The organism is Proteus sp. CA142267, from assembly GCF_003336825.1.
Classification (GTDB): Bacteria; Pseudomonadota; Gammaproteobacteria; order Enterobacterales; family Enterobacteriaceae; genus Proteus; species Proteus terrae.
On sequence record NZ_QPMG01000003.1, the window covers coordinates 21,996 to 47,809 of the forward strand.

Here is a 25,814-nt window from a genome sequence, read left to right on the forward strand (position 1 = left end):
ATCTACTCTCTTGGTTCAAAAAAGGTAAGAAAAACCTGCCCTGAACGGACAGGTTTAATTGCTTATTTCTTCTCAGTTAAATCGATTTTGTAAATTGCAAAACCGATTTCGTCATTTTCCACGAAGGTCATTGGATACTGAGCAAAATCTTTAATAAATGCAGCCGCTTTTTCACTTGGAGAAGTTTCAAAACGCACATCTAACGCTTTATCAGTCTTAATCGGTAAGAATGACCAGTTGTTAGCGGCTTTAGTTGCAACTTCGCCTTTTTCTTTAGTTTGCTTAGCAATGTAAGAAGCTAAAATTGCACGGTTTTCATCTGGAGATGCAAACGCAATATTCGCTTCACCTGTACCCGCAAATTTACCGCCGTATCCACGGTAGTTATTTGTTGCGATCAGGAATGTTGCTTTAGGATCGATTGGTTTGCCTTCGTAAGTCACTTCTTTGATACGATTCGCATCTTTGTTAACTACTTGGCAATCAACGTCATATTTAGCTGGTTGAGTTAAGTCAACTTTATAGTTCACACCGCTAATGGTGTCGAAGTTATAAGTACGGAAACCATCCCAGTTGATCAGTTCTTGTGGTTTAGTTGAATTAGGATCAACTTGGTTCCACATACCTGCTGAACATTCTAACCACTCAACAACATCAGCACCGGTCGCTTTAACGACCACTAATGTGTTTGGATACAGATATAAGTCTGCCGCGTTACGGAATGTTAAGTCACCTTTTTCAACTTCTACGAAGTCTGCTGGTGCATTTTTACGACCGCCCGCTTTAAATGGCGCAGCTGCACCTAATACTGGTAAACCGTCTAAGTTCGGATCACCTTGAATAAAGTGTTTGGTGTAATCAACTTGTGCATCATTAACGATTTGTACAGTTGGATCACTTTGTACTAATGCTAAGAAACTGTACATGTTAGCAGAAGCTTTACCAATGTGTTTACCCACGAAATCACGGGTACCTTGGTGTGCTTTTTCGATGATTTGAGCTAATTCAGCATCACGTTCAACTAATGCTTTTTTGTTTGCTTTATCAAAGATAGGACGCGCTTCACCTGTTGCTTCGGTCATCACCCATTTACCGCTGTCGTTATTGATAACCATATCAACGACACCTAAGTGATCACCCCATTGGCCTGGCATAACAGCAGGAACACCGTTTACGGTACCTTTCGCTGTATCTACGCCTTTAATGCCTTCAAATTCTTTGCTTGGGAATACGCCGTGAGCGTGACCAAACATGATTGCATTGATGCCTTCAACTTCGCTTAAATAATAAACAGAGTTTTCCGCCATTGCTTTGTACGGCTCTGACGCGAAACCAGAGTGAGGAATGGCCACAATCAGGTCAGCACCCTCTTTTTTCATTTGAGGGACGAATTTCTTCGCTGTTTCTGTAATATCGTTTACAACGACCTTACCATCCAGATTGGCTTTATCCCAGATTAAGATCTGTGGTGGTACGAAGCCGATATAACCAATCTTGATAGTGTGTTCTTTACCATCACGATCTTTTACTGGTGTATCAACAATGATATAAGGTGTGAAATAGTTTTTGCCTGTTTTCGCATCCATCACGTTGGCGTTGATGTAAGGGAATTTAGCACCAGCAATGGCTTTTTTTAGGTAATCTAAACCATAGTTAAATTCATGGTTACCAAAGTTACCTACTGTGTAGCCCATGGTATTCATCAGCTGGTGAGCTGGATGAGATTCGCCTTTTTCTAAGCCTTTAGCTGCTTGATAGTCAGCCAGCGGGCTACCTTGGATCAAGTCGCCGTTATCAACTAAAATCGCATTGGTTGCTTCAGCTTTTGCTGCTTTAATTAAATTAGCAGTACGGACATAACCAAACTGTTCTGTTGGTTTGTCTTTGAAGTAGTCAAAGTCGATTAAGTTACTGTGAACATCAGACGTCTCCATAATACGAAGATCGACTGTCGCAGCATTTACGTTGAATGCGACAAACATTGCTAATGTTGAAATTTTCAACACATTCTTAACCATTACACACCCCTTATATATTGGTTAACAGGAGAGCAAAATGGCTCTCCTTTCGTTACTTCTGTCAAACAGTCACTTTGAAAGGACTAGAAGTACAGACGCATACCTGTTTCGAAGATATATTGTTTTTTATCTTCATACTTCACGTTATCACTGCGAGCATCATCGTATGCCATTTCAGCGAATAAACGTAAGTTGTTATATTTAGATACTGCAAAACGTTTATCTACACCCACAGTATAGGTTTCTTTTTTGTAGTTGAACGTGTTTGCATCACCATCACGCAGGTAGTAACCCGCATACATACCACTTTCGATACGATCCCAGTGCCATTTCACACCAACACCATATAAATCTGCTTTCCAATCGCCTTTAACTGAGTTCCAACCACGTGGGTTTTTAAATTGATTTTCATAGAGGGCTAAACCTGGGTTTTTACCACGAGATTGACCATAATCTAAACCAATAGAAAATTCACGGCCTGGGAAGAAGTATTCTGCACCAAAAGCTAAAATACTGTTTTCAGGTGTTTTATCTTTATTTGGACCTGAATTGTTTGCTTCACCTTTAGCAGCAGAATAACCTGCATCAAATTCTAAGCCGAATGTTGATTTATAGAAACCAACTAATGAATAAGCTCGTGTAATATCACCTGCAACACGACGACCATCATCACCTGTTTTACCCGTCACTGTACCCGCTAATTTGAAACCTTCGTAACGATTAGTTTCAATAAAGATAGTTTGTGGTAAACGGGTCATAAAGTTGTTTTTACCAACACCGTTAGTATTTACATATTTACCATTAACGCTCGTTTCACCACCGGAATAACCGACTGAACGACCCAATACATCGCTAAAGTAGAATACACCAGTGTTACCGTAGCCATAGCTTGATTTTTTAACCCAGTCGATCGGAATATAGGTACGACCAAATTGGATTTGACCATAATCACGGTGAGAGAAACCCACATAACCCACACGGTTGTACATTTCAAAGTTTGATTTAGGGTTGTCACTGTTAGTTTTTTGAGTGTCTGAACCCCACTCTAATTTACCAAATACTTTGATATCGTTAGTCAGTTCGTGTGAACCGAAGAAACCGATACGGCTACCGTCATCCGTCATTTTCATTTCATGATTTTGGCTAGTCACTTGTGTTTTTAAACGGAACTGACCGTTTACATCAAAACGTGTACCTTTATCGTTATACACGTTTACTGCGTTTGCAGATCCAGAAAGAACCAACAAACCAACCAGTGCTGCTAGAGGCTTCAAGCTTTTCATGATTAAAATACCCATCTATTTTCTATAGTTTTATGATTTTCTTTAAGGTCAAAAATAATACCGCCGTATATAGTTGACCTGAGATTCAGGCAAAAGATCTCTGCCACGAATTTCGAAAAAGAAAATCGCTCTCACAATTGATAATTTTTATAGCTACTAATTATGACTCTACAAAATCTTCTTAAAGGTTTTAATTTCCTTGACACAGACGTAATCACCAATAAGACACAAAAATAATATCCTCATTATATTTAAATAAGGGCATTGCTTTTATTTCTGTTAGGAAAAGAAATAGGTTGTTGAGTTTTCGATGGCATGTTACTCAAAAAAAAGCCCTACTTTCGTGATGTAGCCCACAATTACACCAATGTGCATTTTCATGGTTACATACCCAAGTGATAGGCATCACAATTAAAGGTAAAGATACGTGTTTTTTGAACTTAATCAACTTTTTAAAAATAGCACTTTTGGATTTTTCTTTTATATTTCATTTCTTTATAAGACTCTTTTTTTTGCTAATAAAAAATTTATCTCCCTATTTAATATATTTAAAAGGAAGTATTATTTTTAACCACTAAATAAATAACACTAAAGATTTGAATATTGTTATTCCTAATTAATAATTTTTTATCTTTATATTTATTTCTTATTTAAATAAAGGCGAAGTCGAATTTAAATACAATTTAACTGGTGATAACGAGTAGCACGCTATCATAAAAAGAATAATTATCTGCAAATATCAAAAAGAGAAGCATAAGAATACCATTCAATCACAATATCTAATCAATACGTACAAGTAACAACAAAAACCAATGAAACATTACAAAATCTAAATTATTACCGTTGTTAATATAAAAAGCCCAACAGTGCTCTTTTATCGATATTTGAAAAATAAATATCAAAATTTGTGATCAAAATCACTCCAATGATTGTGAAAAACACCCTCACACATTTTCCTAATTTTGTGATAATTATCACATGAGAATGTCAGGAATATTTTTGTTTTGTAAATTAATGCAGGGATAAATCTGAAAGTGATTTCAGTTTGTAAACAAAAAACAGTATAAAAACAAAATTATGTGATTATTGTCACATGATGATTTGTGCTAAAAATCATGTTATTTCATTATCAATATTCTTAATTAATCTAACCCAAATAAGAATAGAACTCATTATCATATAGTAGATTTACTAATTATTCGTTTCAGCTTTTTTTATCTTTTTATTAAATAACTCAGTATTGATTTTCTTTTAAGGGATATTACCTTTTAGATACCCTAAACATTCAGTATCATATTGCGGTAAATAATGATTAAGGGGAATGTCAGATGCTGTGGTTTAAAAATATTTTGGTCTATCGCTTAAATAAAGAGATAGCACTGTCAATGGATGAGTTAGAACAACAGCTTGCTTCATTGGCATTCACACCTTGTAGTAGCCAAGATATGACTCGAACAGGTTGGGTTTCGCCAATGGGCGATCGTGGTGAAGCACTTATCCATGTAACCGGTAAACAAGTCATGATGTGCGCACGAAAAGAAGACAAAATCTTACCTGCGACAGTCATTAAGCAAGCACTACAAGACAAAGTTGAAAAACTTGAAGGTGAACAAGGCCGTAAACTGAAAAAAACAGAGAAAGCCACCTTAAAAGATGAAGTAGTGCATACTCTGCTTCCTCGCGCATTTAGTAAATTATCACAAACTTTTATTTGGCTAAATTTAGAAAAACAGCTAGTCATTGTTGATTCAGGCAGTGCAAAGCGTGCCGAAGATAACTTAGCCTTGCTACGTAAAACCTTAGGTTCACTACCAGTTGTTCCATTGAACTTTAATGAATCGGTTGAGTTAAAAATGACAGAATGGGTACGCTCTGGAGAGCTCCCTGCAGGCTTTACCTTAATGGATGAAGCAGAGCTAAAAGCGGTGTTAGATGAAGGTGGCGTTATTCGTTGTAAGAAACAAGAATTAGTTTCTGACGAAATTGCGACACATATTGAAGCGGGTAAATTTGTCACCAAACTTTCTGTAGATTGGGAAGATCGTCTACAATTTATGCTTTGTGATGATGGTTCTATCAAACGCATTAAATTTAGTGAAACTTTACGTGAACAAAATGACGATATCGATAAAGCCGATTTTGCCCAACGTTTTGATGCCGACTTTGTTTTAATGACCGGTGAATTAAGCGCCTTAATTGAACGCGTCACCGAAGTCCTCGGTGGCGAAGCAGAGTAACACCATCTTATTAAAAAAACAGCCTATCATTTTACCTAAATAGGCTGTTTTTTATTTAATAAAAATTTATTTTTGAATTAAATAACGGATAGTCGGACCATCTTGTTGAATATCTAACACGGTATAACCGTAATTTTTCGCATCAAGCGGAATATTGTTGATTGATTGAGGGCAATCACTCACCACTTCTAATATTTCGCCTTTTTTCAGTGATGGCATAGCTTCAAGCGTTGCCACCGCAGGATAAGGACAAGGTTCACCGACCATATCTAAACGATAATCAGGAATAATGGTGTCTTTCTGGCTCATGCGATTTCCTTATTAATCTGCGTTGAAATAGATTGTGCTTGTTGGGCTTTTTTACGGAAAAAATGTTTTTCCCACCAAAGTAATAATACAAATGACAGACCAAGCATCAGATACGTCACACCTAATCCCCCCACAGGGCCAAAGGTATCAAGTAAATTAATCTTGTCATAATCTGTTGCGATCACTGAAGCAAAATCATCCCAATAATAAGCCAGTAATGTTGAACCAATTACGTTACCAAGCCCAACCCACCAAAAGTGAATTTGGCCTTCAACGGCACGATACATCCAACCTGTTTCACATCCACCAGCGAGTACAATACCGAAACCAAAGAGTAAGCCACCAATGACAGCATTCGGGCCTGCCCACATAATTTTAGGTGCTGCACCTAACTGAACATAACTGAAGATCCCAATCGCACTCACCGCCATACCAATGATAATCGCTTTTGCCATATGGGTTCTGCCTGTTATCCATAAGTCACGGAAAGCAGAAGTAAAACAGATTTGCGCACGTTCAATTAAAATACCAAAACCAATACCGCCTAACATCGCGAAACCCAGTTTTGGTGAATCAAAGAGAATAATTAAAGACCACGCAATCATGGCAAAAAAGATCACTATTCCCAATCTAAAGCGGCGTTTCGCACGTTGTTTATCTTGAGTGATAGGTGAAGCTTGACTGACTTTTTGCAGTTTTACCGGAATACGAAACAGAGGCATCAATGATAATTTGGCACCAAAGTAAGAGCCGATTGCCGTTGCAACAGCAAAAAACCATGCATGTAACGAGAACTGAGGAATGCCAGTAAAGAAAGCAGCAAGGTTACACCCCATTGCTAGACGAGCACCAAAACCAGCGATGATCCCACCTAAAACAGCTTGAAGAATACGAATTTTATGCTGAGGATGACGAAGTTTGACGTTGTTGGCCCAAAGAGCTGCCATAATACAACCTCCAAACATCCCGATAATCATCACGCCATCAATACGCGTTAATGGCGTACCTTCAAGACCGATGATTTTAAAATAACCCCATTCTTCAGGGTGAGCACCAAACCATTGCATAACGTGACCGCCCCAACGAGTAAATTCACCCGTGACAGCCCAGAATGTGCCGGTTAAACCAAAGTAGTAAGTTGATAAGATACCTGCCGCGATAACAGCTGGAAGAGGCTTCCAAAAACGGATCAGGTATTGAGATTTAAATTCTGACCAAGACATGTTTTTTCCTAGAGCTTACCTCTACGAGAGACCCTCTCCACGCAGTAGGATTGGCCGAACATGTTACTCCAATAATTTTTTTATCAAAGAGTCAGTATTCAGATAAATGAGAGAAATTTGCGTTATAACAAATTTTTTGTAACAGATAGGTAACTTATCCCACTTATAAATCTTGTGATCATTCAATCTATAAGTGGGTAATAAGTGATTAGCAAATACGAGGTAATGGTTCGTTATAGGGTAAGTCAAGAATACGGCTAGTCCCAAAAATTCCTGTTAACCGAATATAATTATCCTCGGTAACTTCACCAATAGTACAAGCGTCTTTACCTAAAGTATGTTGATGTAACGCTTCAAGTACTTCAGCTTCAGCTTCTGGTGATACCACTAAAACAATTTTTCCTTCGTTAGCAAAATTTAGTGCTTCAAGCCCTAATAATTCACAAACGCCACGAACAGATTGTTTCATTGGTAATTTGCTTTCATGCACATTCATGCCACAACCACTGGCTTGAGCAAATTCATGTAAAATTGCGGTCACTCCGCCTCGTGTTGCATCACGTAAAGCGCGAATTCCTTTAATTTGACGTAAAGGTGCAATCATTGGCTCAAGAACAGCACAGTCACTTTGTAGATCCGCTTCTAATCCTAAATTTTCACGCAGATTCAGGATTGTTGCACCGTGATCACCAATAGTACCACTCACTAAGATCTTATCGCCCGCTTTGATATTGCTAGCCGCCCAATTAATTGCAGTTGGAATAACGCCAATACCCGCAGTATTGATAAAGATCTTATCCGCAGCACCACGAGGAACGACTTTCGTATCCCCTGTGACAATCTGTATTCCTGCTTGCGTAGCTGCTTTCGCCATCGCCATCACAAGGGTTTCTAGAGTTTCAAATGGAAGCCCTTCTTCAAGAATAAAACCACATGAAAGGTAACGAGGAACCGCGCCACCAACAGAAAGATCGTTAGCCGTACCACAAACAGATAATTTACCAATATTTCCACCAGGGAAAATAATGGGATCGATGACATAGCTGTCGGTACTAAATGCAAGACGATCGCCAAGAGTGGTTAACTCATTTAACGCGATCCGCGCTTGGTCTTCTTTTTCATTTAATAATGGGTTATCGAACGCTTTTAAAAACAGTCCTTCGATAAGCTGTTGCATACCTTGCCCACCATTTCCTTGGGCTAAGGTGATTTCATCAGGTTGTTTCATATATTACCTTCACGGCGATACTGATAATAAGCCGCACATGCACCTTCGGATGATACCATTAAGGCACCCAATGCCGTTTCTGGTGTACAACTTTTACCAAAGAGTGGGCAATCGGAAGGTTTGCATCGTCCAGTTAATACATCGCCACAGCGAGATTGTGGATTATCTGCCACTTTCTGTGGTGCAGGTGTAAAACGTAACTCAGCATCAAACTCAGAATAAGCTGGTGTTAATTGAATACCTGACATTGGGATCTCACCCAACCCGCGCCATTCACTGGTTTCTTTTAACATAAACACTTCGCTAAGTGCTTTTTGAGCCAACTTATTACCTTCATTCGGTACAATGCGACTATATTGGTTTTCAATACTTAAAACATAATCTGTATTTTCTGCTTTTGCTTTAAGTTGTTTAATGACCATCAGTATAGCTTGTAATAAGTCTAATGGTTCAAATCCTGTTACCACAAAAGGCTTTTCAAATTCGTCACATAGCGGTTGATATGGCGTACAACCAATCACCATACTGACGTGCCCCGGTGCAATAAAGCCGTCAATGCGAACATCATCTTGCTCTAGTAGGCAACGTAAAGTAGGTACGATAGTAATATGCTGGCAAAACAGAGAAAAGTTTTTAAGCCCGCGCAATTTCGCTTGTTGTAGCGTCATTGCTGTACTTGGCATCGTCGTTTCAAAACCTAAACCAAAGAAGACAACTTGTTTGTCTGGATTATCTTGTGCAATTTTGAGTGAATCGAGTGGTGAATAGACAATACGAATATCACTACCACGACGACGTGCATCAAGCATTGAGCCATTACGACCCGGTACTCGCATTGCATCCCCAAAAGTACAGAAAATTACGTCAGAACGGGCTGCGATTTCTAAACATGCATCAATTCTCCCCATCGGTAATACACAAACAGGACAACCCGGCCCGTGAACAAATTCAATTTCTTCTGGTAATAAGCGGTCTAAACCAAATTTAAAAATGGCATGTGTATGCCCACCGCACACTTCCATGATTTGTAATGGACGTTTAATAGGGTGAGGCCATTGTGAGATAGTTTCACGAATTTGGGCTAGTAAAGCTTTCGCAAGTTCGGGATCACGAAATTCATCAACGTACTGCATCATCAGCCTCTTCGAGGGTCACACCATAGACATGCTGTAATGCATCAAGAGTATCTTGTGCTTCTTGCTCATCAAGAATACTCATGGCAAATCCCACATGAATAAGTACCCATTTTCCTAATAATTCACTAGGTTCGCCTTCACATACCATTGAAATATTAACCGCACGTTTGACGCCACTGACCTCGGCATAAGCGAGTTGGTGGACGTCTTCGCCCACCTCAACAATCTTAGCTGGAACACCTAAGCACATAAACGACTCTCCAACCAAGCTAACCACTCTTCCATGCCTTCACCCGTTGTTGCTGATAACGCAATGATTTCGATATTTGGATTAACACGGCGAGCTGATCCAATGCAGGCTTGAACGTCAATATTCAAATGTGGCACTAAATCAATTTTGTTGATAATCATTAAATCAGCTGCAGCAAACATATGCGGATATTTCAGAGGCTTATCTTCACCTTCAGTGACAGAAAGAATAGCAACTTTATGTTTTTCACCCAGATCAAAACTGGCAGGACAAACTAAGTTACCCACGTTTTCAATAAAGAGAACGCTGTTATCCTGTAAGCCTAATTGGTGTGTCGCATCATGCACCATTTGTGCATCAAGGTGACAACCTTTGCCTGTATTTACTTGGATCGCTGGCACACCTGTTTCACGAATACGATCCGCATCATTAGTGGTTTGCTGATCGCCTTCGATCACCGCACAAGGTACACGTTGCGCTAATTGTTTTAATGTTTGTGTTAACAGTGTCGTTTTACCAGAGCCTGGACTTGAAACTAAATTCAATGCCAACACATTTTGTTGTTCAAAATGTTCACGGTTATGAACGGCAATGCGGTTATTTTTATCCAGTACATCCATTTCAATTTTCAGCATACGCTTTTGGCTAATTCCGGGAGCATGTGTTCCTGCTTCACCTTGGCCATAATGCATATTCTGATTTTCAATCACCGGGCTAAATTGCTCTTCGTTTTCATGGTCGTGGTCATGGTCATGACCATGTGCATGATCGTGGCTGTGAGAATGATGATGAGAGTGCTCATGGCTATGATCATGAGCATGGTCGTGATCGTGACTGTGTGAATGATCGTGTTCATGATGATCGTCATGTCCATGATGATGTTCATGGAAAACAGGGGTTTCGTTTAGCTGTGTATCGTTATGAAAATGGAGATGAACATCACCACTGTTATGGTAATAGTGGTGATGAACGATGATAGGCTGACCATGTGTTTCGTAGTTATGCTTATGCTTTTGTTCAGACTTATCAATATATTTATGAACAGTATTCGCTGGAGTAGCATTGTGTTCATGATGGTGATCATGCCCATGATGGCTGTGATCATGATGATGACCGTGGTCGTGATGATCATGGTCATGAGAGTGATGATGGTGGTGCTCATGTGAATGAGGCTCTACGCCTTCAATTCTGACATTGCCTTCGCCACAACCGCAAGTGCTACACATATTCTGACTCCTGTACTATTCAATAAGAAGAATGTGACTCAGTGTCGCGTAAAATTTCTATACTATGATCTTAACTGACCACGGAAGAGAGAACGACGACTTAAATCAACTTCTGCTACGGATTGTGTCTGAACAGGAAGAGAAAGAGCCATTTTTACACTATTTTCAACCAACTCAACAGCATGTTCCGCTGCTAAATGTCTATCAAGTGGCGACATTAATGAACAAGCAAGATACTGCATCCCCCCCGCAAGCTCACCCACAACGAATTTAATCTGACCACAAGGTAATTCTAACCCTATGCGATCACCGACTTTTCGATGTGGCCATTCTTGTGAAGGCCCCGGGAAGACAACCAGTTCTAGCATCCAAGGCGTAAGAACAGCACCAATCCACTGATTTTCAAATAAGGTAAAGCCTCCTGCTTTTACAGGAACACCTTCGCGATAAAAAGGAAGCCCTTTCATCTCTTTTTCAGCAATTTCACTAAACCGTGTTTCAAGTTGCTCAACAGGCGGTTCATCATATCCTATGATATCCCAGCTTAATTCACTCATGCTGTTACCTCTTTAGGTGTGACAGAAATGCCGTATTCACGCAAAATATTCACCACATGTTCTAGTGCAATTTCCATTGATTTCTCACCAATGTCAGACAGCGACATGCTTGGCTCTAACGATGCAGGTTCAATTCCCACTAAAATTAGTTTACGTGGAAATTCATCTGTCATACGCAGTGCCATTAATACATCAGATAAACCTAGCTGATGAGGCGAGATCTTCTGTGTAAAAAGTGCGGGAACATCATCATCATGTAACACAAAAATACTGCCCGGTTCATGATTACTTCTTACCGCATCGGCAACAATCAGGAGGTCTCTTGCAGCGATATCTTGCAAAATTTCCATACCTGATGTGCCACCATCAATAACATCGACGTTCTCTGGTAAAGAGAAGCGCTCTTCGAGCGCTTCTACTATACGAACACCAATGCCTTCATCGCTTAGTAATAAATTACCAATACCTAAGACGAGAGTTCGCATTATAATACCTTCACCTTACTTAGTTCTTTACCTGTTAAATCAACCATATGTACAGCACACGCCATACATGGGTCAAAGGAGTGGATTGTTCTTACCACTTCTAATGGTTTTTTCGGATCAGCAACAGGTGTACCAACAAGTGATAACTCATAAGGACCCGGTTCATCATTAAAGTTACGAGGACCCGCATTCCATGTTGATGGAACAACTGCCTGATAGTTAGTGATTTTACCGTCTTTAAACACGATCCAGTGAGATAACATACCGCGAGAGGCTTCTTCAAAACCCACACCTCGGTACTCTTTACCTGGTTCAAACTCTGGTTTAATAAAGGCAGCAGTATCGCCACGGCCAATATTATCAACCAGTGATTGCCACAAGAAGTTTAGAGAATCTTGTAACACACACGCATGAACAGTACGTCCAATTATACGTCCCCAAGTTGACTCTAACTGCTCATTAACCAGCGTTTCACCCGTTAATTTAGTGTATATCCCATTGATTTCGTTATAGTGTTTAACAGTCCCTTCATGCTTACCTGCTAAACCACATACTAACCATGCTAACGTACCCACTTCGACAGGTTTGCCATAGAATGTAGGTGATTTAACCCATGAGTATTTTTCGTTCTCATCCCAACCTGTATATTTAGGACGAGTCAAACCTTCCCACGGTTTTAATGGTTCATCATCTTCATACCATGCGTGTTTACCACTTTCTTCGATACCGTCTTTCAGGTTTTCATCTTTCCAGTCTTTAATTGGACGATACGTTGAGAAATCAACGCCTTCCATATAACCACCAGACAATAAAAACTCAGTGTTATTACCGTTAATAGGTAATTCAGGTACAGATAAATAGTAGTTCGCACCTTTACCAATTTTTAGCCACTCTGGATAATAAGCAGCAAAAATCGCAGTATCGACTTTATAAACTTGTTCAATAAAATCGCCAAGATTATCGATAAAGTGCTTCACATACATTAGACGTTCTAAGTTAAGAACACTTGGTGCATCGAGGTTAATTGGGTTAGCAACACCACCTACTGCCAAGTTTTGAATGTGTGGTGTTTTACCACCAAGAACCGCAACGATACGGTTGGCATCACGCTGACATTCAAGTGCTTGCAAATAGTGAGCAACAGCAATCAGGTTAACTTCTGGTGGTAATTTCATGGCTGAGTGACCCCAGTAGCCATTAGCGAAAATACCTAACTGACCGCTGTCAACCAGACCTTGAATTTTCTTCTGAACCTTTCTGAATTCTTCAGCAGAGTTCAATTGCCACTGAGAAACGCCTTTTAGCATCGCTGACGCTTTTTCAGGATCGGCTTGTAACGCTGAAGTAATATCAACCCAGTCCATCGCAGAAAGCTGATAGAAGTGGACGATATGGTCATGAAGAATATGCGAAGCCAAAATAATGTTACGGATATACTGCGCATTGACAGGAATATCCATACCTAAGGCATCTTCAACAGCACGTACTGAGGCAATTGCGTGAACTGTCGTACAAACACCACAGATACGTTGCACGATAATCCATGCATCACGAGGATCGCTTCCTTTTAGGATCTCCTCCATTCCGCGCCACATGGTACCGGAAGACCAAGCCTTAACAACTTTTCCGTTATCAATTTCACAATCGACGCGTAAATGCCCTTCAATACGGGTAATAGGATCAATAGTAATGCGTTGGCTCATGATTTAACCTCAGCCTTTTTTAATTGTATATTTGAATCTGTTTGTGCAGGTAAAACCGGCAATAAACGGATAATAAGAATGTAAGCAGTTACTTCAAATGCAACGAAACCAATAGAAATCAGCAATTCGCTTGCTGTTGGGAAATAGTGGTAACCATTGCCTGGATTGTAAGCAACTAAAGAGTAGTTCATACGCCACATTGCTGCGCCAATTAAGATAAATACAGCACAAACAAACAGCATTTTTGGACTACGGCGGTTATTATTTAAATGCATCAAAATAAGAGGAAGTAATAACAATGCAGTTTCAGCAATGAATAACCACGAGAACATATCCCCATTTCCGATATAACTCAGTTTACCGTTCCAAATGACCTCGCCCCAACGGCATACCAAGAATGCAATCAGTAACACTTCGATCACGCGTGTTAACTTGGTAAACAGTGGTGTTTCATCATCGTTCATGGTGCGGCTTGCTTTTAGCAAAGAACCTTCAAAAATAACGATAGTAAAACCGAGGAGGAAAGCAGTTAACAGAGAAAACAGCGGTAACATCTCATAAGATTGCCACAGTGGATGTACTTTCCAACCCGCTGAAATCATTAATGATCCCATTGAAGATTGGTGCATGGTTGGCAGTAAAGCACCAAGACCAATAATAAAGAACATCGCTTTATTAAGACGTTTCAACGACACTTTCCAACCTAAACGTTCTAATAACGCAGGTAAGAATTCTAATGCCATCACCATAATATAGATGGTCATACAGGTCGCTGTTTCAAACAACACTGAGTTAACGTTAAAGTATTGCGGCATAAAGAAGTGAGGCATGTTCCAATAACGACCAATATCAATAGCGATGGATAAACCACCTAATGAATAGCCGAACAAGCTCGCTAACAATGCAGGACGCACTAATGGGTGAAATTCCCCTTTATTAAAGACATAAACAGCCCATGCAAGTGCCCAACCACCACATGCAAAGCCTGTTCCTATCAATAAGTCAAAGGCAATCCAAATACCCCAAGGATATCCCCCATTCAGGTCAGAGACATCGCCCAGACCTAATACCAAACGCTTACCAATAAGAATAAAACCGAGCACAGCAAGCGGTAAAAATACTCTTACTGCTAGAGTAAATAACTTACCGCCAAGTGGACGAGGATCATGACTCGACATCGTTATCCTCCTTGTGGTGTTCCTGCTCTTGTTTTTTACTATTACGGTTAACCAAATAGGTGATCCCTGCAAGGGCTGCTATTGGTAATACCATGCCTTTATAAAGCGTATGTTGAATATGTTCAGAACGCGCACCCGTTGATAATGGTGCCACTTCTGGCATTCCTAAATTGTCGAAAGGAACCGCAGAAAGTACCATGACTTGCGTACCGCCACCTTCAAACTCACCATAGATATGATCTTGATATTCAGGAATTTTATGTAGATAAGTATCGCCACCACTAATGGTTTGACGTGGGTAATGATATTCTTCACCCGCTTTTTTCGCTAAACGACGTTTTGCTTCTTCTAGCAACTCTTCGCGTGTACCGAAAATAACTGCACCAGTAGGACAAACTTCAACACAGCCTGGTAATAAGCCTTTATCTAAACGCTCAACACCTTTTTGGTTACAAAGCTCACATTTATAGAGCTTACCAAATGGATCATCATAATCGTATTTTGGAATGTTATAAGGGCATCCCACCATACAGTAACGACAACCTGTACAGATATCCGCGTGATAATGGACAATACCGGTTTTTGGATCTTTGGTTAACGCAGAAACAGGACAAACAGAAACGCAGTTTGCATCAACACAATGCATACATTGTTTCTTAATAAAGGCATAACCGTTTTCCAGTTGGTCTTTATTTTCACCAGTACCATCACGCCAAATTTGAATAATATTATTTGTGTAAGGACTTAATTTGTCATTGTTTGACCAAATCGGATCACCATTAGCGTAAGTATCACCACGCTCCATTGGCTCCGGGTGATTAATTTCCTGACATTTTGTGACACATGCTTGACAGCCTACACACAGTGTAGAGTCGTAGAGCATACCGAGAGACCCAGGAATTGGGGGACGGTTCTGCGCCGCAGCATGACTCGCAGTGGGTGCCATTCCCGCAAGGAGAACCCCACCTGATGCCAGCTTAAAGAAATGACGCCTATTCACCGTTTATCCTCCTGTGAGGCTCCTGTGGCATTCTTGTCACGACCTAATTGACGCACAGCCATGACACTGACACCCGCAACTGCACCCACGACAGCACCCAGTAAGCCAGCAGCACCATAAGAAACACCACCACCTTCTTTTGCATTAACATCAGGTACTTGTGCTTTTGGTGTTGGCTGGTAAACGTTCGCTAATTGGAAAATACCTTTAGTAAAACCGATACCTTCTTCGTTACAACCATAGCAAGGGTGACCGATACCGACAGGCCAGATCCCACCACCGACATCGCAGAATTCTAATGTTGGGCAGTTACCATAAGTTTCAGGGCCTTTACAGCCTAAATGGTATAAACACCAGCCTTGACGATGACCTTCATCACCAAATTCTTTAGCAAAACGACCCGCATCGAAATGAGGACGACGTTCACAGTTTTCGTGAATTAAACGCTCATAAGCAAAAAGCGGTCTGTTTTTGCTATCTAACTTAGGCAATTTATTGAAAGTAATAATATGTGCAACAGTTGCTAAGAAGTTATGTGGGTTTGGTGGGCATCCTGGAATATTGATAACGGTTTTACCCGGTAAAATAGCTTCCAGTGATTTAGCGCCAGTTGGGTTACCCCCAGTAGCAGGTACACCGCCCCATGCGGAACATGAACCAATCGCAATAATCGCAGCAGCCCCTTCAGCGGCTTCTTTGATATGCTCAATAATTGGTTTTCCTGCAACCATACAGTAAACACCGCCATCTTTGTCTGGGATTGAACCGTCAACAACGAGGACGTACTTACCTTTATATTTCTCCATCGCATTGTGTTTATTTTCTTCAGCTTGATCACCAAAAGCTGCAGAAAGCACTTCGTGATATTCGAGTGCGATAACATCAAGAACGAGGTTTTCCAGAGTCGGGTGAGTTGCTCGTAATAAAGACTCCGTACACCCAGTACACTCCTGAGCACCAATCCAAATAACGGGTGGACGTTCAGGTGATGCCATTGCTTCTGACATTTCTGCGGCAGCTTTGCCGCTTAATCCCATGGTAGCTGACAGCGCAGCACACAATTTCATAAAATCGCGTCGGTTAATACCATGATGGGAAAAAACATTATTCCCCAAGGCCATATATCTCTCCTGATATGATGATTTTTAATTGGAATAATTTTAAAACACCGCCTTTTTAACACTCCGACACAATAATGACTTGATCATTATCAAGCGATAATTCATTAAAAAATAAATTATTCCTTTATGTGAGTAAAAACGTTTCAGCAATATAAGGTTTAATGCCTATTTTTTATATATTTCGTCATTTTAAATTTATTAAAACTCTATTTAATAATGATAAAGCAAATAGAAATAATTATCATTATCCTAATAATATGGCAAGGGTGATATTTTAAATACATATTAATCAATAACTTATATAAAATACAAAAAACAAACAAATTATAAGACAATATATTTAAAATAATACAAAATTAATAATTCATTATTTCTAATTTCTAATTAAAATTATTAAAAATAAGTTCTAATATATTTTTTAATTATAATGATGACTCTTTTTTTCATATTATCAACCTTTATATTACATCACAAATAATGTTAAAAATTGCATTTCATAAACAAGAAATGATTACATTAATATATTTAATTTCAGCTTATTTTCATTACCCATTTAGCAACCCTTCTTTTGTTATTAATTTTTAATCATCATGATAGTGTTTATTTTATAGCCAAAAACCAACCTGTTTTTCTTATCATTTTTCATATAGTTATAAGTATATTCGTTTTTGGAATAAGAAGATCCCTTAGCATAAAATCGCTATAAAATTAAGTACATATCGATATGTGACAACAATCAAAAATAAGATCATTAATAATTACTAATCAGTACATAATGGCAATAATTTCATTCGGTTATTTTATAACATATCGAATTTATAACGAAATTAACGTAAATAAAATTTAATGTTAAATCCCTGTTGTTTTTGTGGATAAAAAAAACACAATTTATCGATAAATAATCCCCAAATAGAGTCTATTTCTTTTTTTTGTGAGAATAGATAAAAGAAGTGGTCAGAAATCTAAAAATTTGAAAAATGCTTTGTTAACTATTTGTGTTTTTCCTCTCTGATAGCCAGCAATAAAGTGGAAGTAAGCGCAAAAATGGTACACAACAAAGCACAGACTCTGAAGATCTTGATTTAGAAGCGATAGGAACGATAGGAACGATAGGAACGATAGGAACGATAGGAACGATAGGAACGATAGGAACGATAAAATAATAAGAACAACGGATATAACAATCAAAATAAAAAAGCCATAACACCGAAATGTTATGGCTTCTAAATTTATTAAAATAATAAAATGCTATGTGTAGTTCTCTGCCTTTCACGCTTTATTTTACTCACTGCTTATCAAGGATAAGAAGTGATTTGAATAAGTAAATAAAATCTACTTACCTGAAATTGGAATGACTGAAAACAACGGTCTACCTGGTGCAATAAAAAAATAAGTACCCAAATGTGGATAACTTAGATAATAAATAAATTAGGCGTTTTAACACGTTACAGAATATTTCAATTTGTAACGTGAATGCATTATATCCAATAAGATTTTTTGCGCAAGTTTTTTTACACTTAAATGAAATTGACATAAAGACATTATAAATCACAAGGTTATAGAAAAACTTAACTTTAAAAAGTTGATTTCAACAAATCTAAAAATGAAAAAAAATGGAGAGTTAATGAATATTAATGTTAAGAGAGTTCAAATAATAGTATCTACTTAGCATTAATTGATTCAGCCAACTATTACTCAATAAACTTAGTTAATTATTTATTCTGTAATTTAATCTATCTATTATTAATATTATTTAATACTAAAGTTAAATTTTATTCTAACTCAATTTATTAATAATATCGATAACCACTAAAAATGGTAAAAATATAAACTCTGTTTCTTCTATACAATAAAAAAGCACTTTATTCATCATTTCACGACGACAAATAAAGTGCTTTTAAAATAGCGTAATAATACTTAGATAAATAGCTTATTTGCTAAATTTTAACCGCCTGTAGAGACCGTTTCCATTCCCACGAGTCCAACTTTGAGATAACCCGCTTTTCTTAGCGAATCCATGGCCGACATTAACGTTTCGTAATCAACCGTTTTATCCGCTTGGAAAAAGATTGTTGTCTCTTTGTTTGCTTGTGTCATGGTATCTAACACATTCGCCATCGTTTCATGAGTAACCATCTCTTCACCAATGAAAATTTGTTTATCCGACTTAATCGTTAAATAAACAGGCTTTTCAGGGCGAGGTTGTGGTTTTGCACTTGAAGCGGGTAAATTTACTTTTATATCAACAGTAGCTAAAGGTGCCGCCACCATAAAGATAATAAGCAGAACCAACATGACATCAATAAAAGGCGTCACATTGATATCATGCAATTCATTATCATCACCTGAATCATCACCAAGACGCATTGCCATAATTCATTACCTTGCTTTGCTGTTTTCGATATCTAAATCACGGCTGACTAATGTCACCACACCTGTTGCGATATCACCAATTTCACCACGATAACCCGCTATCATACGAGCAAAAATGTTATAGATAATAACCGCTGGAATTGCCGCAATCAGACCAATAGCAGTTGCTAATAGCGCTTCGGCAATACCTGGAGCAACAACGGCAAGGTTTGTCGTTTGAGAATGAGCAATACCGATAAAGCTATTCATGATCCCCCAAACCGTACCAAAAAGACCGATAAAAGGAGAAATTGCACCAATTGTGGCTAAATAACCATTACCGCGACCTAATTCACGGATAATGGCTGCAACGCGACGTTCCATTCGCATTTCAACACGCTCTTTAATACCTGAAGCCACTTTACTTTCTTGAGAGTAAGTACGCTCTAATTCTGCATCATTAAAGAAATCAGCGGTTGCACTTTTATTACCAAATTTTTTGCTAATCGCTAACGCATCGTTAAGCGATTTAGCTTCAACTAACTGAACAGTCTCATTTCTTAAGCGACGACGCAGTGAAATCAAATAGCTTCCTTTCGCGAAAAATAGTGCCCAAGTGACAATAGAGGCTAACAGTAAGCCAATCATGACACTCTTAACGACTAAGTCTGCATTACGGTACATACCCATTACAGATAAATCTTCAGCAAATCCACCACCAGCAACCATTTCAGGTTGTACTTCTGATGATGTATTTTCTGTTGCTAAAGGGACATTTTCTGAATTCTCAGCCGTTGTTACAGGTGTATTTTCACCTTCTGGCTTAGCTGTTTCAGTACCTACTGCTTTCACTTCATTACCCGTTGTTGTGGTCGTAGTAGCAGTTGCTGGTGTGACTGTTGTCGGTGTAGCTGTTCCCTGTGTAGAAGCTGTTGAAGAAACGGCAGCAGTAGTTGGCTGTTCAGTTGGTGTGGCAGGAGTCGTATCCGCAAAAGCAGAGCCTGTCAGACCGATTGCCAATAGAATAGAAGCTGTCAAATTACGCATCAGTTGGCCTTTTACTCTCTTTTTTATCTATTTATTTATTCAGTAATGACATCGTTACGCCACTACTTACCCAAAATCGTTCGCTTATAATCATCCTGTTTGCCATCAGGAAAGAGAAAACGCTCAAATGATATCAAACATGAAGCATTTTGATAGTAATTATCATTACTATTTGGCTATTTTTTTTTCATTTGTCGATTTTTAAGACAAATTATCGTTATTTCACGTAACGTGAAATTTTATCAACTACCCTGCAAGCCTTTTGTACTTATCCCAAAAATGAATTAACTTGAGATAAACACACCATCAATTAAAAGAAGGTATTAAGGATGACGCTAAAAAAACAAGAAACCTCACTCCTCCTTTCTGGTCGAGCTAAAAAATATTCTCAAGGCGCAGTAAATCCAATTATACAACGAACATCATCCGTTATTTTTGATTCCGTTGCACAAAAACGTGAAGCAACAAAAAAACGAGCAAAAGGTACGCTTTTTTATGGCCGCCGAGGCACAACCACCCATTTTGCCTTACAAGAAGCATTAACTGAGTTAGAGCAAGGCGTAGGCTGCGCACTATTTCCTTCAGGTGCAGCGGCGATTACACAATCTATACTCGCATTTGTTGAGCAAGGCTCTCATATTCTTGTTACAGGTTCTGCCTACGATCCGACACAAAATTTTTGTGATCAGATCTTACGTAAATTCTCAGTCACAACGACCTACTTTGATCCTTTAATCGGCAAAGAGATCAGCCAATTGCTACGTCCTGAAACAAAAATTGTTTTTCTTGAATCTCCGGGCTCAATCACGATGGAAATTCACGACCTACAAGGAATAGTCAATTCAGTTCGCCAATATAACCCTGAAATCATTATTATGATTGATAACACTTGGGCGGCAGGGCTACTGCTTAAACCACTGACATTAGGTGTTGATATTTCAATTCAATCTGCCACAAAATATATTAATGGTCACTCTGATGGCATGTTAGGTTTTGCTGTGGCTAATGAACGCTGTTGGGAGCAGTTACGAGAGAATACCTATTTATTAGGTCAATGTGTTGATCCTGATACGGCTTATATGACAGCGAGAGGATTAAGAACGCTGCCTGTAAGAATGAAGCAACACGAACAAAGTGCATTAGAAGTCGCTCGCTGGTTAAAACAACACCCTTTAGTTGATAATGTTTATCACCCTGCATTAGCTTCTTGTCTAGGACATGAATATTTTCAACGTGATTTCTCAGGTAGTAACGGCTTATTCTCTTTTAGTTTAAAGAAAATCTTAACGCCTGAAGAATTTGCACATTTCTTAGATAACTTCTCATTATTTAAGATGGCATTTTCATGGGGAGGATTTGAATCTTTAATTTTAGGTTATCAACCCAATGATATTAAAGCGATGCGCCAATATGAAACTCAGCCAACATTTACCGGAACACTATTTCGCATTCATATTGGATTAGAAAATGTAGATGACCTTATTGAAGATCTAGAACAGGCGTTTTTACGTATTTCTTAATCAAGAATGAATTTTTTATTAAAAATAACCTATCCCTGTGGCTCCACAGGGATTAAATCAAACTGTTCTCTTTATTTTGCGTTAGAATAGCGAACATAAAGTCCTTTTTTAATGCGAGTTCGCTAATGGGTACATTAAAAGAGATAATTCACGCACTCTTGCAACACGATTATATGGTGTTGGCTAATCCTAATGTGCTGTGGGTTATCTATATTGTTCTTTTTGTTATTATTATGCTGGAAAACGGGGTATTACCCGCCGCATTTTTACCAGGAGATACACTGCTTATTCTTTGCGGTGCCTTAATTGCAAAAGGTGTTTTACACTTTTTCCCGACTATCATTATATTAGGCACTGCCGCTAGTATTGGGAGTTGGCTCGGCTTTTTACAAGGTCGATGGCTAAGTGATACGAAGATAGTTAAACGTTGGATGGCTCAATTACCAGAGCAATATCACCATAAGGCAAATGATCTCTTCCATCGCCAAGGTTTATATGCGCTATTACTGGGTCGTTTTATTGGATTCGTACGTACATTATTACCTACCTTGGCAGGTTTATCTGAATTAAAACAACGTCGCTTTCAAATATTTAACTGGTTAAGTGGCTTCTTATGGGTAGGGATTATTGTTTCTTTAGGCTATGTGCTAAACCTTATTCCATTTGTACAAAAGCATGAAACACTTGTTATGAATATTTTGATGACATTACCAGTATTGCTTTTAAGCGCAGGTTTAATTGGCTCGATTGTGATGTATATTCGCCATCGTAAAAATAGTGCCAGCAGTAAGTAATTACAAAAACACGCCATTATTTAGATCAAGAATAATGGCGTGTTTTATGTATTATCTGATACTGCAATAAAAGTTCAGTTGTTCATTGTCTTATCTCCATATCAATTAATATCTGACTAAAATCTGATTTATATTAATCACAATCATATTCTTCCTAGCTCTATTTTTTAAAGCTTAATGGCTTTTGACGCAAGAAACGTTGGAATATAACTATCAACTAAGAAACGAGCATGAGGAGCAAAATCTTCAACAAAATCCTGTAATAAAAAACCCGCTGTTAATTGCCCTCCAATAAGATCAGTCAAAGAGTGTCCAAAAACCAGTCCATCACCTCTTGCGACTTTTTCTTGCAGAATATCCGAAGGTAATGAGCCTTGATCGCTATAAGGTAAGCGATAAATTGGTCTCATTAATCCCTGTGAACGTAATTGAGGATCTCTATCATCAACAAATACAACAGGATTATAAAAGCTCGCCATTAGTACACCGCCTTTTTTCAAAACACGGTAACACTCTTGCCAAACAGGATTTACATCCGGTACATACAGATTTGAAATAGGGTGAAAAATAATATCAAAGCATTCATCAGCAAATGCGGTTAAATCCGCCATATCCCCCTGTGCTGTTACCAAATCTAGCTGATGCTTTTGTGCCAATTGGCGATCTTTGTCTAATTGACCTTCTGATAAATCAAACACAGTCACAATGCCACCCGCAGCCGCCAAGATAGGCGCTTGTTGCCCACCAGCAGAAGCTAAACAGAGTATTTTTTTACCTTTAATATCCCCTAACCATTCGCTTTTTACAGGGCTTGGTGTTAAATGTACTTTCCAGTCACCTTGCTTTGCCGCGATAATTTCTTCATCGCTCACAGGCTTAGACCACTGATTTTCCATTGCGGCTTGTTTATCCCAATGCTCTTGGTTTAATGTTAAATAATGACTTTCCATACTACTCCTTATAAATTAACTACAATTGAATTGCTGTAGTCACTAAGAGAAATAATTCATCTCTTATTTCTACAACCTTGTAGTTATAGGTATGTCAGACTATCTAGTCTAGGCACAATGGAAAACTTTTTCCTGATTAATTGTCATACTTCAGAACATCGAATTAAGGTGGAAACAAAATGCAAAACTTTACTTATTACTCGCCCACTCGCCTTCATTTTGGTCAAGGACAAATAGATAAACTTCGTTCTGAAATTGGAAAAAATGAAAGAATTCTACTGACTTATGGTGGTGGTAGCATTAAGCGCAACGGCGTATTAGACCAGATTTATACCGCACTTCCAGGCTATCAAATTCATGAGTTTAGCGGCATTGAACCAAACCCATCTTATGAAACACTCATGAAAGCAGTTTCTTATGCCAAATATCACGGTATCACGTATTTATTAGCAGTGGGTGGCGGTTCCGTTATTGATGGCACAAAATTTATTGCAGCGGCAATACCTTATCACGGTGAACCTTGGGAAATCGTAACCAGTCGCGGTAAAGTGGTCGAAAAAGCAATACCGTTAAGCTGTGTATTAACACTTCCAGCAACAGGAACAGAAACCAACAGTTTCTCTGTTATCAGCAAAAAACAGACAATGGATAAACAAAGCTTTGCCAGCCCTCATATTTACCCTCATTGCGCTATTCTAGATCCAACAACCACTTATTCTTTACCTCCAAGACAAACTGCCAACGGTGTTGTTGATGCTTTTATTCATATATTAGAGCAATATCTCACTTATCCAGTGAATGCTCGTGTACAAGATGAATATGCAGAAGGCCTTTTACGTATTTTGATTGATCAAGGGCCAAAAGCGCTGACGTCACCTACAGACTATGATATCCGTGCTAATATAATGTGGACAGCATCACAAGCGTTAAATGGTATCCTTGGTGTTGGTGTTCCTCAAGATTGGGCTACGCATGCATTAGGTCACGAACTCACGGCTTTACACGGACTTGATCATGCACAAACTCTCGCCATCGTTTTACCTGCATTATTAAATGAAAAACGTCAGGCTAAATATGGCAAGTTAATCCAATATGCACAAAAAGTTTGGGGTATAAACCAAGGTTCAGATGCTTTTAAAATTGAAACTGCGATTAATGAAACTCGAAAATTCTTTGAATTAATGGGACTTAGAACTCGACTGGCTGATTTCAAAATCGGTGAAGAAGATATTCCTGCATTAGTGCGAAAGTTGGAAGAGCATGGACAAATTGCACTGGGTGAGCATCAAGATATCACATTAGAAGTCAGTCAACGTATTTATACAGCGGCACTCTAAGTACTTTTTGCGACTCTGGAGATAGAAATGGATAAACCTAAACTGATCAAATTATCTGATGGAAATGCCATCCCACAACTTGGTCTTGGTGTTTGGAAAGCAGATAATCATCAAGTTGTTAAAGCTATTCATCACGCACTTGATACAGGCTATCGCCTTTTTGATACGGCAGCGATTTATCATAATGAAGAAGGTGTAGGCAAAGCGTTAAAACAGATCACTGTTCCCCGTGATGAACTTTTTATCACAACGAAATTATGGAATAACGATCAGACTCATGCTCGTGGTGCCGTCTTAGAAAGTCTCCAGCGTTTGCAACTTGATTATATTGATCTCTATTTAATGCATTGGCCTGTACCTTCACGAGAGCTTTATGTTGAAGCTTGGAAACAAATGATAATTTTGCAAAAAGAAGGATTGGTAAAAAGCATAGGTGTCTGTAATTTTAAAGAAGAACATCTGGAACGCATCATTACAGAAACAGGTGTAACTCCTGTGATTAATCAGATTGAAATTCATCCTTTAATGCAGCAAGCACCGTTAAGAGCCTGGAACACAACTCATAATATTGTCACCGAATCTTGGAGCCCATTAGCACAAGGTGGTGAAGGCGTCTTTAATCAACCTATTATTCAAAAACTGGCTGAAAAATACCATAAAACCCCAGCACAAATTGTTTTACGCTGGCATTTAGACAGTGGACTTGTGGTTATTCCAAAATCAGTTACACCTTCTCGTATTGAAGAAAACTTCCATATTTTTGATTTTAAATTAGAAAAAGAAGAGGTAGCTGAAATTACCGTTCTTGAACAGAGAAAACGTTTAGGTCCTGATCCTGACATTTTTGTCGATATTTAATT

General features: G+C 38.6%; 22 protein-coding genes. 5 read left to right on the plus strand and 17 right to left on the minus strand.

Annotated elements, in window-relative coordinates; translation table 11 throughout:
* Window positions 1-62: 62 nt before the first annotated feature.
* Both C0T34_RS07525 and C0T34_RS07530 read right to left on the minus strand, forming a co-directional pair.
* Window positions 63-2,018 (minus strand): bifunctional 2',3'-cyclic-nucleotide 2'-phosphodiesterase/3'-nucleotidase, encoded by a 1,956-nt coding sequence (locus C0T34_RS07525; RefSeq protein WP_098941137.1) that lies wholly within the window; start codon window positions 2,016-2,018, stop codon window positions 63-65.
* A gap of 83 nt (window positions 2,019-2,101) precedes the next feature.
* The gene (locus C0T34_RS07530) at window positions 2,102-3,301 is read right to left on the minus strand and encodes a porin (RefSeq protein WP_223672539.1); all 1,200 of its coding nucleotides are present in this window, start codon (window positions 3,299-3,301) and stop codon (window positions 2,102-2,104) included.
* 1,328 nt (window positions 3,302-4,629) lie between these two features.
* On the opposite strand from C0T34_RS07530, the gene rdgC reads away from it, so the two are divergent.
* Window positions 4,630-5,538, plus strand: a complete 909-nt coding sequence (gene rdgC / locus C0T34_RS07535) for a recombination-associated protein RdgC (protein ID WP_109849957.1) — start codon at window positions 4,630-4,632, stop codon at window positions 5,536-5,538.
* A gap of 66 nt (window positions 5,539-5,604) precedes the next feature.
* Here the strand turns inward: rdgC and yedF are convergent, their stop codons facing one another.
* From yedF to exbB, 14 genes are all read right to left on the minus strand, one after another.
* A complete protein-coding gene (gene yedF / locus C0T34_RS07540) occupies window positions 5,605-5,847 on the minus strand; it encodes a sulfurtransferase-like selenium metabolism protein YedF (RefSeq protein ID WP_006535172.1) in 243 nt (80 codons plus the stop codon).
* On the minus strand, window positions 5,844-7,070 hold the full coding sequence (yedE, locus tag C0T34_RS07545) for a selenium metabolism membrane protein YedE/FdhT (protein WP_098941138.1): 1,227 nt from the start codon (window positions 7,068-7,070) through the stop codon (window positions 5,844-5,846). Before yedE ends, yedF begins: the two co-directional genes overlap by 4 nt.
* A 208-nt stretch (window positions 7,071-7,278) precedes the next feature.
* Window positions 7,279-8,298, minus strand: a complete 1,020-nt coding sequence (gene hypE, locus C0T34_RS07550; protein WP_098941139.1) for a hydrogenase expression/formation protein HypE — start codon at window positions 8,296-8,298, stop codon at window positions 7,279-7,281.
* Window positions 8,295-9,431 carry a hydrogenase formation protein HypD gene (hypD, locus tag C0T34_RS07555; protein WP_098941140.1) on the minus strand — a complete coding sequence of 379 codons (1,137 nt, stop codon included), beginning with the start codon at window positions 9,429-9,431 and terminating at the stop codon, window positions 8,295-8,297. Before hypD ends, hypE begins: the two co-directional genes overlap by 4 nt.
* A complete protein-coding gene (hybG, locus tag C0T34_RS07560; RefSeq protein ID WP_006535180.1) occupies window positions 9,418-9,684 on the minus strand; it encodes a hydrogenase maturation factor HybG in 267 nt (88 codons plus the stop codon). The genes hypD and hybG overlap by 14 nt, the downstream gene beginning before the upstream one ends.
* Window positions 9,675-10,910 carry a hydrogenase nickel incorporation protein HypB gene (gene hypB, locus C0T34_RS07565; RefSeq protein WP_098941142.1) on the minus strand — a complete coding sequence of 412 codons (1,236 nt, stop codon included), beginning with the start codon at window positions 10,908-10,910 and terminating at the stop codon, window positions 9,675-9,677. The genes hybG and hypB overlap by 10 nt, the downstream gene beginning before the upstream one ends.
* A 62-nt stretch (window positions 10,911-10,972) precedes the next feature.
* The gene (hybE, locus tag C0T34_RS07570; RefSeq protein ID WP_075674245.1) at window positions 10,973-11,467 is read right to left on the minus strand and encodes a hydrogenase-2 assembly chaperone; all 495 of its coding nucleotides are present in this window, start codon (window positions 11,465-11,467) and stop codon (window positions 10,973-10,975) included.
* A complete protein-coding gene (locus C0T34_RS07575) occupies window positions 11,464-11,952 on the minus strand; it encodes a HyaD/HybD family hydrogenase maturation endopeptidase (RefSeq protein WP_006535184.1) in 489 nt (162 codons plus the stop codon). The genes hybE and C0T34_RS07575 overlap by 4 nt, the downstream gene beginning before the upstream one ends.
* Entirely contained in the window at window positions 11,952-13,655 is a 1,704-nt protein-coding gene (gene hybC, locus C0T34_RS07580; protein ID WP_064718974.1) for a hydrogenase 2 large subunit, read from the minus strand. Before hybC ends, C0T34_RS07575 begins: the two co-directional genes overlap by 1 nt.
* Entirely contained in the window at window positions 13,652-14,833 is a 1,182-nt protein-coding gene (gene hybB / locus C0T34_RS07585) for a Ni/Fe-hydrogenase cytochrome b subunit (RefSeq protein ID WP_075674247.1), read from the minus strand. The genes hybC and hybB overlap by 4 nt, the downstream gene beginning before the upstream one ends.
* Window positions 14,820-15,833 carry a hydrogenase 2 operon protein HybA gene (hybA, locus tag C0T34_RS07590; RefSeq protein WP_036911746.1) on the minus strand — a complete coding sequence of 338 codons (1,014 nt, stop codon included), beginning with the start codon at window positions 15,831-15,833 and terminating at the stop codon, window positions 14,820-14,822. Before hybA ends, hybB begins: the two co-directional genes overlap by 14 nt.
* Window positions 15,830-16,954 carry a hydrogenase 2 small subunit gene (gene hybO / locus C0T34_RS07595; RefSeq protein WP_109397119.1) on the minus strand — a complete coding sequence of 375 codons (1,125 nt, stop codon included), beginning with the start codon at window positions 16,952-16,954 and terminating at the stop codon, window positions 15,830-15,832. Before hybO ends, hybA begins: the two co-directional genes overlap by 4 nt.
* A gap of 1,944 nt (window positions 16,955-18,898) precedes the next feature.
* Window positions 18,899-19,327 carry a TonB system transport protein ExbD gene (gene exbD / locus C0T34_RS07600; RefSeq protein ID WP_075674386.1) on the minus strand — a complete coding sequence of 143 codons (429 nt, stop codon included), beginning with the start codon at window positions 19,325-19,327 and terminating at the stop codon, window positions 18,899-18,901.
* Window positions 19,328-19,333: 6 nt separating this feature from the next.
* Window positions 19,334-20,353, minus strand: a complete 1,020-nt coding sequence (exbB, locus tag C0T34_RS07605) for a tonB-system energizer ExbB (RefSeq protein ID WP_109849958.1) — start codon at window positions 20,351-20,353, stop codon at window positions 19,334-19,336.
* A gap of 329 nt (window positions 20,354-20,682) precedes the next feature.
* Here exbB and metC point away from each other — a divergent pair, with 329 nt between their 5' ends.
* Window positions 20,683-21,873 carry a cystathionine beta-lyase gene (gene metC / locus C0T34_RS07610; RefSeq protein WP_098941145.1) on the plus strand — a complete coding sequence of 397 codons (1,191 nt, stop codon included), beginning with the start codon at window positions 20,683-20,685 and terminating at the stop codon, window positions 21,871-21,873.
* A gap of 125 nt (window positions 21,874-21,998) precedes the next feature.
* Window positions 21,999-22,667, plus strand: a complete 669-nt coding sequence (locus C0T34_RS07615; RefSeq protein ID WP_109849959.1) for a DedA family protein — start codon at window positions 21,999-22,001, stop codon at window positions 22,665-22,667.
* Between the two features lie 167 nt (window positions 22,668-22,834).
* On the opposite strand, the gene C0T34_RS07620 is transcribed toward C0T34_RS07615, so the two are convergent.
* On the minus strand, window positions 22,835-23,617 hold the full coding sequence (locus tag C0T34_RS07620) for a class I SAM-dependent methyltransferase (protein WP_098941147.1): 783 nt from the start codon (window positions 23,615-23,617) through the stop codon (window positions 22,835-22,837).
* A 179-nt stretch (window positions 23,618-23,796) separates the two neighbouring features.
* Here C0T34_RS07620 and C0T34_RS07625 point away from each other — a divergent pair, with 179 nt between their 5' ends.
* Both C0T34_RS07625 and dkgA read left to right on the plus strand, forming a co-directional pair.
* The gene (locus tag C0T34_RS07625) at window positions 23,797-24,954 is read left to right on the plus strand and encodes an iron-containing alcohol dehydrogenase (protein ID WP_109849960.1); all 1,158 of its coding nucleotides are present in this window, start codon (window positions 23,797-23,799) and stop codon (window positions 24,952-24,954) included.
* 27 nt (window positions 24,955-24,981) lie between these two features.
* Window positions 24,982-25,812 (plus strand): 2,5-didehydrogluconate reductase DkgA, encoded by an 831-nt coding sequence (gene dkgA, locus C0T34_RS07630; protein ID WP_109849961.1) that lies wholly within the window; start codon window positions 24,982-24,984, stop codon window positions 25,810-25,812.
* Window positions 25,813-25,814: the final 2 nt, after the last annotated feature.

Bases quoted from the DNA above. Each gene is read 5' to 3' on its own strand.
- rdgC (WP_109849957.1), top strand. From the start codon at position 4,630: ATGCTGTGGTTTAAAAATATTTTGGTCTATCGCTTAAATAAAGAGATA.
- C0T34_RS07575 (WP_006535184.1), bottom strand. From the start codon at position 11,952: ATGCGAACTCTCGTCTTAGGTATTGGTAATTTATTACTAAGCGATGAA.
- hypE (WP_098941139.1), bottom strand. From the start codon at position 8,298: ATGAAACAACCTGATGAAATCACCTTAGCCCAAGGAAATGGTGGGCAA.
- hypB (WP_098941142.1), bottom strand. From the start codon at position 10,910: ATGTGTAGCACTTGCGGTTGTGGCGAAGGCAATGTCAGAATTGAAGGC.
- hybC (WP_064718974.1), bottom strand. From the start codon at position 13,655: ATGAGCCAACGCATTACTATTGATCCTATTACCCGTATTGAAGGGCAT.
- C0T34_RS07530 (WP_223672539.1), bottom strand. From the start codon at position 3,301: ATGAAAAGCTTGAAGCCTCTAGCAGCACTGGTTGGTTTGTTGGTTCTT.
- C0T34_RS07525 (WP_098941137.1), bottom strand. From the start codon at position 2,018: ATGGTTAAGAATGTGTTGAAAATTTCAACATTAGCAATGTTTGTCGCA.
- C0T34_RS07620 (WP_098941147.1), bottom strand. From the start codon at position 23,617: ATGGAAAGTCATTATTTAACATTAAACCAAGAGCATTGGGATAAACAA.
- exbD (WP_075674386.1), bottom strand. From the start codon at position 19,327: ATGGCAATGCGTCTTGGTGATGATTCAGGTGATGATAATGAATTGCAT.
- hybB (WP_075674247.1), bottom strand. From the start codon at position 14,833: ATGTCGAGTCATGATCCTCGTCCACTTGGCGGTAAGTTATTTACTCTA.
- hybE (WP_075674245.1), bottom strand. From the start codon at position 11,467: ATGAGTGAATTAAGCTGGGATATCATAGGATATGATGAACCGCCTGTT.
- hybG (WP_006535180.1), bottom strand. From the start codon at position 9,684: ATGTGCTTAGGTGTTCCAGCTAAGATTGTTGAGGTGGGCGAAGACGTC.
- dkgA (WP_109849961.1), top strand. From the start codon at position 24,982: ATGGATAAACCTAAACTGATCAAATTATCTGATGGAAATGCCATCCCA.
- exbB (WP_109849958.1), bottom strand. From the start codon at position 20,353: ATGCGTAATTTGACAGCTTCTATTCTATTGGCAATCGGTCTGACAGGC.
- hypD (WP_098941140.1), bottom strand. From the start codon at position 9,431: ATGCAGTACGTTGATGAATTTCGTGATCCCGAACTTGCGAAAGCTTTA.
- yedF (WP_006535172.1), bottom strand. From the start codon at position 5,847: ATGAGCCAGAAAGACACCATTATTCCTGATTATCGTTTAGATATGGTC.
- metC (WP_098941145.1), top strand. From the start codon at position 20,683: ATGACGCTAAAAAAACAAGAAACCTCACTCCTCCTTTCTGGTCGAGCT.
- C0T34_RS07625 (WP_109849960.1), top strand. From the start codon at position 23,797: ATGCAAAACTTTACTTATTACTCGCCCACTCGCCTTCATTTTGGTCAA.
- hybO (WP_109397119.1), bottom strand. From the start codon at position 16,954: ATGGCCTTGGGGAATAATGTTTTTTCCCATCATGGTATTAACCGACGC.
- C0T34_RS07615 (WP_109849959.1), top strand. From the start codon at position 21,999: ATGGGTACATTAAAAGAGATAATTCACGCACTCTTGCAACACGATTAT.
- yedE (WP_098941138.1), bottom strand. From the start codon at position 7,070: ATGTCTTGGTCAGAATTTAAATCTCAATACCTGATCCGTTTTTGGAAG.